The organism is Flavobacterium pedocola (assembly GCF_053764385.1).
The window spans coordinates 53,270-66,858 of sequence record NZ_JBSNCR010000005.1 but is presented as its reverse complement, the minus strand read 5'-3'; the positions used below and the strand labels follow the sequence as shown (position 1 = coordinate 66,858).

13 protein-coding genes are annotated in these 13,589 nt (G+C 38.1%); 4 read left to right on the top strand and 9 right to left on the bottom strand.

Annotation, left to right across the window (positions count from 1 at the left end; genetic code table 11):
- Positions 1-114: 114 nt before the first annotated feature.
- The 9 genes from ACWPKD_RS12555 to ACWPKD_RS12515 all read right to left on the bottom strand — a co-directional run bounded on the left by ACWPKD_RS12555 (position 115) and on the right by ACWPKD_RS12515 (position 8,268).
- Complete coding sequence (locus tag ACWPKD_RS12555; RefSeq protein ID WP_455413028.1) at positions 115-771, bottom strand: hypothetical protein; 657 nt, start codon at positions 769-771, stop codon at positions 115-117.
- A 207-nt stretch (positions 772-978) separates the two neighbouring features.
- Entirely contained in the window at positions 979-1,500 is a 522-nt protein-coding gene (locus ACWPKD_RS12550) for a hypothetical protein (RefSeq protein ID WP_455413027.1), read from the bottom strand.
- A 159-nt stretch (positions 1,501-1,659) separates the two neighbouring features.
- Positions 1,660-2,433, bottom strand: coding sequence for a tryptophan synthase subunit alpha (gene trpA, locus ACWPKD_RS12545; protein ID WP_455413026.1), 774 nt, complete (start codon positions 2,431-2,433; stop codon positions 1,660-1,662).
- A gap of 50 nt (positions 2,434-2,483) precedes the next feature.
- Entirely contained in the window at positions 2,484-3,665 is a 1,182-nt protein-coding gene (trpB, locus tag ACWPKD_RS12540) for a tryptophan synthase subunit beta (RefSeq protein WP_455413025.1), read from the bottom strand.
- Positions 3,666-3,682: 17 nt separating this feature from the next.
- A complete protein-coding gene (locus tag ACWPKD_RS12535) occupies positions 3,683-4,309 on the bottom strand; it encodes a phosphoribosylanthranilate isomerase (RefSeq protein ID WP_455413024.1) in 627 nt (208 codons plus the stop codon).
- Positions 4,306-5,097, bottom strand: a complete 792-nt coding sequence (trpC, locus tag ACWPKD_RS12530; RefSeq protein ID WP_455413023.1) for an indole-3-glycerol phosphate synthase TrpC — start codon at positions 5,095-5,097, stop codon at positions 4,306-4,308. The genes ACWPKD_RS12535 and trpC overlap by 4 nt, the downstream gene beginning before the upstream one ends.
- 26 nt (positions 5,098-5,123) lie before the next feature.
- A complete protein-coding gene (trpD, locus tag ACWPKD_RS12525) occupies positions 5,124-6,119 on the bottom strand; it encodes an anthranilate phosphoribosyltransferase (RefSeq protein WP_455413022.1) in 996 nt (331 codons plus the stop codon).
- A gap of 137 nt (positions 6,120-6,256) precedes the next feature.
- Positions 6,257-6,826 (bottom strand): anthranilate synthase component II, encoded by a 570-nt coding sequence (locus ACWPKD_RS12520; protein ID WP_455413021.1) that lies wholly within the window; start codon positions 6,824-6,826, stop codon positions 6,257-6,259.
- Between the two features lie 41 nt (positions 6,827-6,867).
- Entirely contained in the window at positions 6,868-8,268 is a 1,401-nt protein-coding gene (locus ACWPKD_RS12515) for an anthranilate synthase component I family protein (RefSeq protein WP_455413020.1), read from the bottom strand.
- A gap of 327 nt (positions 8,269-8,595) precedes the next feature.
- On the opposite strand from ACWPKD_RS12515, the gene ACWPKD_RS12510 reads away from it, so the two are divergent.
- The 4 genes from ACWPKD_RS12510 (at position 8,596) to ACWPKD_RS12495 (ending at position 13,519) form a co-directional block, all read left to right on the top strand.
- Positions 8,596-9,111, top strand: a complete 516-nt coding sequence (locus ACWPKD_RS12510) for a DUF2975 domain-containing protein (RefSeq protein ID WP_455413019.1) — start codon at positions 8,596-8,598, stop codon at positions 9,109-9,111.
- Positions 9,112-9,115: 4 nt separating this feature from the next.
- Positions 9,116-9,322 (top strand): helix-turn-helix domain-containing protein, encoded by a 207-nt coding sequence (locus tag ACWPKD_RS12505; protein WP_073311884.1) that lies wholly within the window; start codon positions 9,116-9,118, stop codon positions 9,320-9,322.
- Between the two features lie 121 nt (positions 9,323-9,443).
- Complete coding sequence (locus ACWPKD_RS12500; RefSeq protein ID WP_455413018.1) at positions 9,444-10,325, top strand: ABC transporter ATP-binding protein; 882 nt, start codon at positions 9,444-9,446, stop codon at positions 10,323-10,325.
- Positions 10,322-13,519 (top strand): M1 family aminopeptidase, encoded by a 3,198-nt coding sequence (locus tag ACWPKD_RS12495; RefSeq protein WP_455413017.1) that lies wholly within the window; start codon positions 10,322-10,324, stop codon positions 13,517-13,519. The genes ACWPKD_RS12500 and ACWPKD_RS12495 overlap by 4 nt, the downstream gene beginning before the upstream one ends.
- Positions 13,520-13,589 lie beyond the last annotated feature (70 nt).

Genomic DNA, 13,589 nt, shown 5'->3' with positions numbered 1-13,589 from the left:
GTTATTCCTGTCTTTCAAAGATAATCAAATAGGTTGTTGCTGTGCTTTATTTAACAGTAAATTAAAAAAGGCAGGAACTGTTTAAGTCCTGCCTTACTAAGGTGATAATTAGTTTTAACCTCTTTTTCCGTGGCCTCTGCCGTTTCCGTTTCCGTTGTTTCCGTTTCCGCGTCCTGGGTTATGCCCTCCGCCATTTCCATTCTCGCGCCCGCCTCGGTAATCGTTTCTGTAATCGTTGTTTTGTCTTTCGTTTCGATTATCGTTTCTGTAGTAATCACGTCTGTTGTCGTCTCTTCTGTCATCACGGTCTCTGTAATAATCTCTTCTGTTATCATCACGGTCTCCGTCACGGTCTCTGTAATAACCTTCTCTCGGGCCGTTGTATACTACTTGAGGGCGAACCCCTACGGTTCTTTGATATGCTCCTCTGTACCCGTGATAGTATGTTACTCTATGTCTTTTATAGTAAACATATGGGTTTGGGCCGTAGTCGTGTAAACAAACCTTGTAAGCACCATATAAATCATAATGTCTGTATCGGTACGGTAAGTAAGCTGCTCTTATCCATCCGCCTCCATCAAAATAGATAAACATTGCTGATGGGATATCATAGTATACTTCAATGTCCGGCAGGTAATAATATCTTGTTTCGGCATAACCAACAGGACCCCATGCCGGAGGCGCCCCTATATTTATGTTAACCGATACTTGAGCTTTTGCACTTAATGTCATTAAAAATAAACCTGCGAGTAAAAATCTGATAGCTTTCATAATCGTATATTTTAATTAAACCTTTCTGTGTTGTTGTTTAGCTAAATCCAAGGACCGTGCCAAAAATGAATTTTGAATGAAAATAATATTCAATTAAATGTTTAAAATACTTTCTTTTACCTTTGTTTACAGTGCTTGTCGTTTTTTTGTTAAATAAAAAAAAAGCAAGGTGGTTAGCCTTGCTCTTTCATTTAATGGGTTATTTGTCTATTTATTTTTTCCTTTTCCGTGGCCGTCACCATGACCTTTTCCATGTTTTCCACCTCCATGGTCCTGATGTCCGCCGTCACCGATTCTTATTCCAGGTCCAGGATTGTTTTTATGATGTCCGGAGTGGTAACCCTGGTCGCCTTTCATTTTGTATGGCTTTTGATGGTATTTTTTATAGCCTTTCGGATATTTTACTTTGTGTACACTATAGTAGCGGTAAGGTCTGTCTCCTCTGTAATCCAATACTACTTTATAGCCTCCGTACAAATCATAATAGGCGTAACGGCTGGGCAAAGTGTGTACATGAATCCAACCTCGTGGTCCCATATAAATAAACATCGATGTACTGACGTCATAATATACCTGAATATCCGGTATGTAATAATAACGTGCTTCCACATAGCCAACCGGTCCCCATGGCGGAGGTGTACCGATATTTACATTAACCGATACCTGTCCGATGGATTGGAATGAGAAAAACAAAATTAAGCCGAGAATTACTTTTTTAATTGATTTCATGATCTTTGTTTTTAATGAATTGAATAGTGCGTATTCTTGTTAAAACGACGAAAGTCTTATTAAAAGTATTAAAGAAATCATAATAAAGGTTAATAAAATGTTACAGCATTTAAAGTAATTGATGTGGTGGTTAATATATTGTATTGATAATCAATCTTTTTAATTTTGATTAGATAATATCACTTCAATAAATTCTTTAATTTGTTTTGTTTCGTTTTTTGCTATGAAATTGATAAACGAGCTGCCAATAATAGCGCCTTTCTGATGTTCAGTTGCTTGTAAAAATGTCTCACGGTTGGATATTCCAAAACCTATAATCTGTGGATTTTTCAAGTTCATATTTGCCACTCGTTCGAAGTAGTTTTTATGGGTTTCTCCAAATGAATTTTGACTTCCGGTTGTACTGGCGCTGCTCACCATATAGATAAAACTATCCGTTATTTCATCAATTTTCCGGATGCGCTCTTCGGAGGTTTGGGGTGTGATTAAGCAAATGTTTTTAAGGTTATACTTATCGAAAATGCTTTTGAAATCCTGCTCAAAAACTTCTGTTGGAAGGTCCGGAACGATGAGTCCGTCGATACCGGTTTCGGCACATTTCCGGCAAAATTGCTCCACGCCGAATTGCAGAATAGGGTTAAAATAGCCCATGATTATCAAAGGGATTTTAACTGTTTTTCTAATGTCTTTCAACTGTTCGAAGAGTAATTTTGTGGTCATGCCACTCTGTATGGCGATGGTCGAGCTCTCCTGAATGGTTGGCCCGTCAGCTAACGGATCACTGAAAGGCAATCCGATTTCTATCAGATCCACACCATTTTTTTCCAGTGTTTCAATAATGGAAACGGTGTCGTTAAGGTTCGGAAAGCCGGCCGTGAAATAAATGGAAAGCAGCTTTTTGTTTTCGTTTAATTTGGTGTTTATTCGATTCATTTTTTTGAGTTTTAGAGTAGGACTATTTACTAACCACTAATTACTGATTACTAAAAATTGAAATAGTCAATATAGGTGTTCAAATCTTTGTCGCCTCGCCCTGATAAATTGATTACCACAATGTCGTTTTTGTCAAAGGTTTTCTGCTCCAAAACCGCGAGTGCATGCGAACTTTCTATAGCCGGAATGATGCCTTCTGTTTTGCATAAATTTAATCCGGCGTTCATGGCTTCGTCGTCTGTAATGGCAACGAAATCAGCACGTTTTGTGGTATGTAAATGGGCATGCAATGGACCAACTCCAGGATAATCCAGCCCGGCCGAAATAGAATAGGGTTCGGTGATCTGACCGTCTTCGGACTGCATTAAAAGCGTTTTGCTTCCGTGGATAATTCCTATTTTTCCCAGCACAGAAGTTGCGGCGCTTTCCCCTGAATCAATGCCTTTTCCGGCTGCTTCAACGGCAATCAGTTTTACGGTTTCTTCGTCTAAAAAGTGATAAAAAGCACCCGCTGCATTGCTTCCGCCACCCACACAGGCGATTACATAATTAGGGTTTTTACGACCTTCTTTTTCCAGTAATTGCTTTTTAATTTCCTCAGATATAATGCTTTGGAACCTGGCAACCATGTCCGGATAAGGGTGCGGCCCAACTACCGAACCGATGATATAAAACGTATCGACCGGGTTGTTGATCCAGTCTCTAATAGCTTCATTAGTAGCGTCTTTCAGGGTTTTGGAGCCGGATGTTGCCGGACGAACTTCAGTACCTAACATTTTCATTCTTGCTACATTCGGGGCTTGTCGCTTGATATCGATTTCGCCCATATAAACGATGCACTGTAAACCCATTAAAGCACAGACGGTTGCGGTAGCTACACCGTGTTGACCCGCTCCGGTTTCGGCTATGATTCTGGTCTTACCTAAGCGTTTGGCTAAAAGGATTTGTCCTATTGTATTGTTGATTTTATGTGCACCGGTATGGCATAAATCTTCGCGTTTCAGGTAGATTTTGGTGTTGTATTTGGCAGATAAACGTTCGGCAAAATATAGCGGTGTCGGACGTCCGACGTAGTCTTTCAGCAGTTGTTGAAATTCGTTTTGAAAGCTTTCGGTTTTGGTGATTTCTAAATACTGACGACGCAACTCTTCCACATTCGGATAGAGCATTTCGGGGATGAAAGCGCCTCCGAATTCGCCGTAAAACCCTTTTTCGTTAATTTGATATTGCATTTTATTGAATTTAAAGATTATGGATTGAAGATGAACTTATAAAGTTTTATCAGTTGGATTAGTTTTCCGCATTCTTTTACGTTTTTTAACCCGGGTTTGATTTCCAGTTTGCTGTTTACATCGACTGCGTGAATCGGTAAATTAAGCAGGTTTATTTCGCTGATTTCATCCAAACCAATGCCGCCGCTTAGAAAGAAAGGTTTTTGGGATGGATAGTTTTTGAGAATCTGCCAGTTGAAAGTGGTTCCGTTACCACCGGGATTATTTCCTTTTGTATCGAAAAGAAAATAATCGCAAACGGTTTCGTATGGCTTAATGGTTTGAAAATCAAAGCTGTCATCTATAGAAAATGTTTTGATGACTTTGATATCCAATTGTTTAAAAAGCTTACAAAATTCAGGGCTTTCATTCCCATGCAATTGAACGAGTTGTAAGTTGTATCGGGTAATTTTGCCAATAATATCGTCTAGATATGCATCTACAAAAACCCCTACTTTCTGTGTTGATTTTGGTAGTAACGGTAGATTTCCACTAAAATATCTTGGGGATTTTTCATAGAAGATAAAGCCCAAATAGTCAGGCTGAAACATTACAACTTGCTGAATGTTAGCCGGATATTTCATGCCACAGATCTTTAGTTTCATGATTTCACCAGTATTGTGTTAATAAAATCGGCTGCTGCTTTTCCCGGATTTTCAGTTTTCATAAAATGTTCTCCGATTAAAAAACCCTGATAACCAAATTGCTGTAAATCAAGAATGGTTGCAGTGGAACTGATGCCGCTTTCCGAAACTTTTACGAATTCATCAGGGATATGTTGAGCCAATTGTTTACTGTACTCGAGACTGACTTCGAAGGTTTTCAAATTGCGGTTGTTTACCCCAATCATGTCCAGACTTGGCATAATGGCTTTGTCCAGTTCTTCTTTGTTGTGAACTTCCAACAACACTTCAAGGCCTAACGAATGTGCAAATTCAGAAAGTTGTTTAATTTCCTTACGGGTTAAAACGGCTGCAATCAATAAGATAACATCAGCACCATGAGCTTTAGATTCCAAAATCTGGTATTCGTCGATGATGAATTCTTTTCGAAGTAATGGCACATTAACGGAGGCTTTTGCGAGTAACAAATCTTCGAGTGAGCCGCCAAAATACTTCCCGTCAGTTAGAACGGAAATTCCTGAAACACCTGCATTTTGATAGCCAACTGTAACTTCTTCCACGGAATAATTGTTATTGATTACGGATTTTGAAGGTGAACGTCGCTTGTGTTCGGCAATGATTCCGACCGGATTGTTTCGCAGATTCTTGCTTAGCGAATAGGTTCGGCTTCCAAACAAAGCTGAATTTTCCAATTGTGATGTTGAAATCAACTTTTTTTTGAGTTCGACTTCCCGTTTTTTATCGATGATGATTTTATCTAAAATGGTCATTTGAGTTATGAATTATAAGTTATGAGTTATGAATTGCTCAAAAGTTGTAGTTTTTTAAGCTTTTCAAGAGCTTTTCCGCTTAGTAAACTTTCTTTGGCCAGTTCGAATCCATCGGAAATGGAACAGTTTTTTACCGTGGAAATTGCCATTCCGGCGTTGGCACACACAACATTGTTCTGGGCTTGTGTGCCGTTTCCTTTTAGGATGTTCAGGAAGATTTCGGCTGATTTTTCAACGGTAATTCCGCCTAAAATATCTGTTTCCTGTAGTTTCTGTACCTGAAAATCTTCTGGCTTTAAAATCTGCTCGTAGTTTTTGGAAATGATTTTCGTATTTCCGGTCAAAGAGATTTCGTCATAACCTTCCAAGCTGTGTAGAATCGTAAAATTCGTTTCGGTATTCTGATACAGATAGGCGTACATCCGGGCTAATTCCAAACTGAAAACACCTACTAACTGATGCTTCGGAAAACTCGGATTCACCATCGGGCCTAACATATTGAAGAAGGTTTTTACGGCAAGTTCTTTACGAATCGGAGCCACATTTTTCATGGCCGGGTGAAAGAGCGGCGCGTGTAAAACACAAATGTTAGCCTCTTCAATAGATTTCTTTAAAAAAACTTCATCATTACTGAATTTAATACCCAAAGTTTCCATCACATTGCTTGAACCTGATATGGAAGAAACGCCGTAGTTTCCGTGTTTCGCCACTTGAATTCCTGCTCCGGCTGCCACAAACGAAGCCAAAGTGGAAATGTTAAAGGTGTTTTTTCCGTCACCGCCTGTTCCGCATAAATCGATGGTATTGTAATCGGTTAAATCAATAGCGATGCAGAGTTCCAGTAAGGCTTCACGAAACCCCGCTAATTCTTCAATGGTAATGCTTCGCATCATATAAACGGTCAGGAAACTCGCAATCTGACTCGGGTTGTACAATCCGTTGGAAATGTTTTTCAACACCGTTTTAGCTTCCTCTTTGGAAAGTGTTTCGTGTTGGATTAATCTGTTTAATATCGTCTTCATGTTTATAGTAATTAGTGATTAGTGATGTTTGTTAATTGATTTAGGCATGCGAAGTCCTTAGGGTAGTACTTTTTACTATCCTGACATTTGTTTTGGCGAAGTGGCTGACTAATTACTAACCACTAATTACTAAGGACTTAACTATTTACCCAATTCTCAAGAATCTTCTTTCCGTTGGGAGTAAGAACGCTTTCCGGATGGTATTGCACCCCGCGGACATCGTAGGTTTTATGACGCAGTGACATAATTTCTCCGTTTGCATCTACTGAAGTGATTTCCAAGACTTCCGGGAAATTTTCGTTGGAAACCACCCAGGAATGGTAACGACCGACTTCGATTTCATCGGCTAAACCTTTAAAAAGGGTTTCATCGGGAACGGTGATTTTGACTTGGGTTGCCACACCATGATAGACTTTTTCAAGATTAGTTAAACTCCCGCCAAAAACTTCCCCGATCGCTTGCTGGCCAAGACAAACGCCGAGTATACTTTTGGTAGGCGCATAGGTTTTAATGACTTCTTTCAGTAATCCGGCTTCATCAGGGATTCCCGGTCCCGGTGAAAGCAGGATTTTATCAAACGGTTTTACTTCATCAATGTAAAATTCATCGTTGCGGTAAACGGTCACTTCGCAGTTCAAATCTTCCAGATAATGAACCAGGTTGTAGGTGAAACTATCGTAATTGTCTATGACTAAGATCTTTTTCATGAGTTATAAATTTTTCTGTTAACTGTGACTGTGACTGAAAACTATAATGTTTCCGCTAAATCCAACGCTTTGTTTAACGCTCCTAATTTATTGTACACTTCCTGTAATTCGTTTTCTTCACTGGAATTGATAGTTATACCGGCTCCCGCCTGATAATGCAACTGATGATTTTTGCTTAAAAAAGTCCGTATCATAATTGCATGGTTAAAATTACCATCAAAATCCATAAAACCAATGGCACCTCCGTAGAAATTTCTGTTGGTGTTTTCAATGGTTTCGATGAGTTGTAAAGCCTTGTGTTTAGGCGCTCCCGAAAGTGTTCCAGCCGGAAACGTATCGGCTACAACCTGCATGGTGGTTGCTTTTTCGTGTAATTGCCCGCTTACTTTGGAAACCAAATGGATCACATGCGAGAAAAACTGAACTTCACGGTATTTTTCCACTTGTACTTTATGTCCGTTTCGGCTTAAATCGTTTCGGGCCAAATCTACCAGCATCACGTGTTCACTGTTTTCTTTAGGATCTTCAGTTAATTGTTTGGCTAAAAGGGCATCATTTTGATCATTTCCTGTTCGTTTGAAAGTACCTGCGATGGGATGGATTTCTGCTTTTCGGTTTTTGATGACTAATTGTGCTTCAGGGGAAGAACCCATGATTTTGAAATTTCCGTAATCGAAAAAGAACAAATATGGTGATGGATTAACACTTCGCAAAGCCCTGTAAACGTTGAATTCATCACCCTTGAAACCTTGTGTAAACCGTCTGGATAAAACCAATTGGAATACATCACCACGCTGGCAGTGTTTTTTGGCCAAAGCAACATTTGTTTTGAAGTCATCATCCGATAAATTGGAAGCAGATCCACCTTCTTTGGTAAACGAATAAGAAGCAAAGTTTTTCGATTGTATCAGTTGTTCGATTTCGGTAATATTGTTTTGATTATCAAAGCTGTGGCTGAAAATAAAAGCCTCGTTTTTAAAATGATTAATAGCGATTATGTTTTGATAAACAGCATAATATAAATCGGGAATCTGTAAATCGGAAGTTTTCTTTTCGATGGAAACATTTTCAAAATAGCGAACGGCATCGTAACTGGTAAATCCGAACAAACCGTTGGTAATGAATTTGAAATCGTTCTTTTCCGTTTCAAACCGCGAGGTAAATTCCTGAACAGCTTCCACAACATCATTTTGACTTTGAATGGGTTTGTTGGTTGTATTTCCGTCCGGGAAGGTTGTGGTGATCGCACCGTTTTCCACTTTAATATTTGCAGTTGGGTTGCAGCAGATATAGGAAAAGCTGTTCTCATTGCTGTGATAGTCATTACTTTCCAGCAAAAGACTGTTCGGGAATTTATCACGGATTTTTAAATAAATGCTCACCGGCGTGATGGTGTCAGCAAGGATTTGTTTGTAGTGTGTGTGTAATTTATAGTTGTTCATGATCTTAAATTTTGGAAATAAAAAAAGGCTTGTCGTGATTGACAAGCCTTTTATCTATTTTGGTTTTAAAAATACAGATAGGAGGATTCGCTCACGACGTTCGACGTAAGTTGTTCCACCACCAAGTATTGTTTAAAATGTTGTTCATTTCGTAATTTTGTATGGTACAAAGTTATAGAAATGATTTTCGAATACGCAAACTTTTTTACTAAAATATTTTTTCTTCTAAAAATCCTATTTTCACAAATTATAAAAATTTGATAAATAATTATTGTTTTACGATAATTAATTATTACATTTGCTCTGTTGAACTTAAATTTAGAATCCATGAAAGTAGTTCGGATTATAGCTTCTTTTTTATATGTGTTGGTACGAATTGCCGCATTTTTTTATTTGCTAACAGCAATTTATGCTCTGATCAACTGTGTTTTTGAAGGTCCTTTTTTCGAAAAAATGGAAAACAACCGCTTTGCTATCAACCTGGCGTTTACGAATCAGCATTTTCTTTTAGGTTCTGAATATACCTTGGCCTATGTGGCGGAAATGGTTTTAGGTTTAGCACTATACGGTTTGTTCTTTTGGGTGTTGAGCAATGTCTTCAAAACTTTCAAGCAAGAACGTTTGTTTACAAGAGAAGGTTTGAAAAACTTAAAGCAGTTTTATCAGTTTAATTTGTTGCTGTACCCGGTTGCGATTATAATCTGGTCGCTATTCAGTATTGAAGATTTTCCTTTTTTTGCGATGATTGTCGCGCATGCTATAATGGGAATTTTTATCTTCTTCATGGCAGCGATTTTTCAGCAGGGCGTGAACCTGCAAAACGAACAGGATTTATATATTTAGAACTATGCCAATTATAGTAAATGTTGATGTAATGCTGGCCAAGCGCAAAATGCAGTCCAAAGAATTGGCGGAAATTCTGGGTATCACTCCGGCAAATCTTTCGATTCTGAAAACGGGCAAGGCAAAAGGTATCCGGTTTGAAACACTTGAGGCGATTTGCAAAGCTCTGGATTGTCAGCCCGGAGATGTTTTAGAGTATATCAGCGAATAATCAACAGTTTTTTAATGAGCTAAATACTATCGGTTTTTTGACCGACAGGGCTTCTTTTGCCTAAATTTTTCAAAACAGAATTATGTGGTTTTTAATCAATAATCATCAATATTCAATCAAAATGAACAGTTTAATTATCAAAAATCTCCAAAAAACCTATGGAAATGGAGTAAAAGCAATTGACGGCATTTCGCTGGAAATCCATAACGGAATGTTTGGTTTGTTAGGTCCGAACGGAGCCGGAAAATCTTCTTTAATGAGAACCCTTGTTGGCTTGCAATCGGCAGACAGCGGACAGATTTTATTTAACGGTGTCAATGTTTTGGAAAATCCAGACTTTATCAAGAAACAACTCGGTTTTTTGCCACAGGATTTTGGTGTGTATCCTAAAGTTTCGGCTTACGATTTGCTGAATCATCTTGCTGTTTTAAAAGGAGTTACAGATTCAAAGGAGCGAAAAGACCAAATCCTTTCGTTACTCGAAAAAGTGAACCTGTTTACGCATAGAAAAAAAGAAGTGCATACGTTTTCAGGAGGAATGCGTCAGCGTTTTGGAGTGGCTCAGTCATTATTGGGTAATCCCAAAATTATTATTGTGGACGAACCTACTGCCGGTCTGGATCCTGAAGAGCGAAACCGTTTCAACAGCCTTTTAAGTGAAATAGGGGAAGACCGAATCGTAATCCTGTCAACTCATTTGGTGGAAGATGTACGCAATTTATGTTCAAAAATGGCAATTATGAACGAAGGAAAAGTGCTGCTTCAAGGCAATCCAACTGATTTAATTCAACGACTGGAAGGGAAAATATGGAGAAAACAAATTCAGAAGCAGGAACTTACCTATTTCAAAAATGAATATTCCGTGATTTCATCACAGTTCACAGCCGGAAAAATGAATATCAATGTGTTTTCCGGCCAACCGTTATTCGATTTTCAAAGTGTAAATCCGGGGCTGGAAGATGTCTATTTTTCAACGTTGAATCAAAAAAATCTTGTGCTATGAAAACAGTTTTCAGATTCGATCTTCAAGGATATTTCAAAAGATGGGGTTTTTACACTGTACTGCTTTTGATTGTTGCTTTCGGGATTTTCGCAGGCGGTAACGCTCGTTTTTCAATCAGTGAAAATGTATTTTACAATTCATCGTATCAAGTCGGTTTTATTACAGCTTTCAATAGTTTGGCGACGATTTTTTTCAGTACGTTGTTTACGGCACAACTGGCAATTAAAGAATTGGATCATCGTTTTGAACAGATTTATTTCAGTACCCCGATTCTTAAAAAGCAATTTCTGAAAGGGAGATTTACTTCGGTTTTGACTTTGAGTCTTTTGTGTATAGTTCTTTTGACTATCAGTTTTTTTATCGGGCAAACGACTAATACACGACAAGCATTGGAAACTGGTGAATTTAACCTGATATACTATGTGGTTCCAATGCTGTATTTTACATTCATCAATACATTTTTTGTAACTGCAGTGCTGTTTGTGGTGGCTTGGTTTACCAAAACTAAAATGCACATTTATGTGAGTGGCTTGCTGCTGTATATCTTTTATATGGTAAGTCTTGTGTTTTCAAGCTCTCCTTTTATGGCGCAGAGTTTACCGCAATCGGAACAAACGAAATTTATTTCCGGCATTTTGGATCCTTTCGGGTTGTCGGCTTTTTTTAATCAGACGGCTCAATGGAGTGTTGTTCAAAGAAATACTGAAATAATTGGTCTTGACGGTATTTTCCTTTGGAACCGATTGGGCGTTGTTTTGCTGTCAATACTTCTGCTTTGTACCGCTTTCAGAAACTATTCTTTTACAAAAAAAAGCAAGCATAAAAAAACTGTTTTGTCAGATGAAAATGAAATTTCAGACAGCTTCCCTTTTAAATTTACAGCAACTAATGAAGGATTTATGATGAAAACAAAAGCAATGTTTTCATTCGTTAAAATCAACCTGACTTACATTTTTAAAAGCGTCCCGTTTGTATTGATTGTTTTGGCATTGCTTTTCGCGGTTGGTATGGAAATGTATGCTGAAATTGAAAAAGGGATCCGGATTCCACAGAAATATGCTTCTTCAGGATTAATGACTTCTACGATAATTCAGAATTTTTATGTGCTGGGTGTTATTGTGGTTTTGTTTTACACTCATGATGTGTACTGGCGCAGCAGAAATGTAAATTTTAATTTGATAGAAGGTAGCACGCCAACCGTTAAAACACAGTTTTGGACACATTGGCTGACAATGTTGTTGGTGATTACAAGTTTTTCAGTTGCTTTGATTGCCGAAGGAATTGTGTTTCAGTTTTGCTATGGTTATCCTGTTTTGGAAGGATTTATTTATGCTAAAGTGGTATTGTTTAATACATTACCGTTGTTTTTGTTGAGTGGTTTTCTACTGTTAATTCAAAAGTTGGTCAATCAGAAATACGTCGCTTTGGGACTTACTTCACTATTTGCCTTTGTCATGGCAACGCCTTTGGGAAGAAACTTAGTTTCGTTTCCGTTGTTCAAGTTTTTGTACAGCATCAATTTTGATTACAGTGACATGAACGGTTTTGGAAGTTATCAGACTGCTTTTGTGTACCGATTGCTTTTCGGTGCGATTTTGCTGTTGTTTTTGCTCTATGTTGCCCATCTTCGAAAGCCTCATTTCAGGAAAGTGTATGCCTATGTGACATTGCTTTTATTAGGTTTAAGTGCCTGTGGTTTAGGCAATAAAGTCATGGAAGATTATTTGCCAAAAGATGAAAATTCGCAATTACAATCGCAGGCGGATTATGAAAAACAGTTCCGCCGCTATCAGAATTTGTCCCATCCAATAATTACCGATGTGAAAACTACTGTAGCATTATTCCCTGAAAGAAATGCTTATACAATTGTAGGAAAGTATATTCTTGAGAATAAAACAAATGAAAAAATAGATAGCATTCTTGTTGGTTTTCCGGATGGTTTTGAAATTAAAAATGCTGATTTTCAGTTTAAAGATGATGTGAAACCCGTTCAAAATCAAACTGAAGTGCTGAAATTGAAACAGTCAATGCTCCCAAATGAAAAGGCAAGTTTCACGTTCAGAATTACTTATCAGTGGAAAGCGGTAAACAGTCATCAGCCCTTCAATGCAATAGTTGAAAATGGGGCTTTTATGCGAATCAGCCGTTATTACCCGCAATTTGGATATAATCCGGATAATGAAATTCAGGAAGAGGGTGTCCGAAAGCAATTCGGTTTAGGCGTAAAAACTCATGCCAAAGCTTTTGATGCAGCCAAAGAGCCTAATAATGATTTTATAAATCTTGATATGAAGATTGCTACATCGGATAACCAAACTGTAATTGGTATGGGGGAATTGGTGAAACAATGGAAAGCCGGTAATAGAAATTGGTTTCATTATCAGGTCAGGCAGATTCCTTTCCGTTTTGCTGTTTCTTCGGCTAAATATGCTGTAAAAAAAGAGCATTACAAAGGCAAGGGTTTTGAAGTGTATTATCATCCTTCCCACGTTGAAAATGTGGAGCATCTGCTTAAAAATGCCAAATTGACAATGGATTACTGTGAAACTAATTTCGGGGCATATCCTTATAAAACCATTCGTTTTGCGGAAGTTTCAAGTTTTACCAAGGGTTTTGCGGCAACAGCCTATCCGGCAACGGTTTACATGACGGAAGATATGATTTTTCACTGCAATATCAAAGCCGATAAACAACAGGATGTAATCAACGAGCTTGCAGGGCATGAACTGGCACATTTGTGGTGGGGCGGCAATCAGATAAATCCAGATCAGCGGGATGGCGCTGTAATGCTTACCGAAAGCCTTGCCATGTATACAGAAATGATGCTTTTAAAGAAAATGTACGGGAAAAAAGAAATGCTGAAACGTGTTGAAATGCATCTCGACATTTATAATAACGAAAGAGGTTTTTCCAAGGAAATGCCTTTGTATAAAGTAAAACCGGATGATAGGCATATTGCATATTCCAAAGGAACTGTCGTGATGTATCTTTTAAGTGAAATGATTGGGGAGAGCAAGGTGAATCTGGCTTTAAAACGATTTTTAGAAAAGAACAAATTCCCTAATCCGAAACCCGTTACCGAAGATTTGATAAAGGAGTTTTATGAAGTTACCGATTTGAAACAACATCCTAAGATAAAAGCCTTGTTCATGGAGGTTATTCCTTTACACCAATCGGATTTGAACATAAAATGATACGATGATTTTTATCAAAAGATAGGTGAATAGATTTTGACATTTGTCAAAATTTGGGATGAAAGTGCAG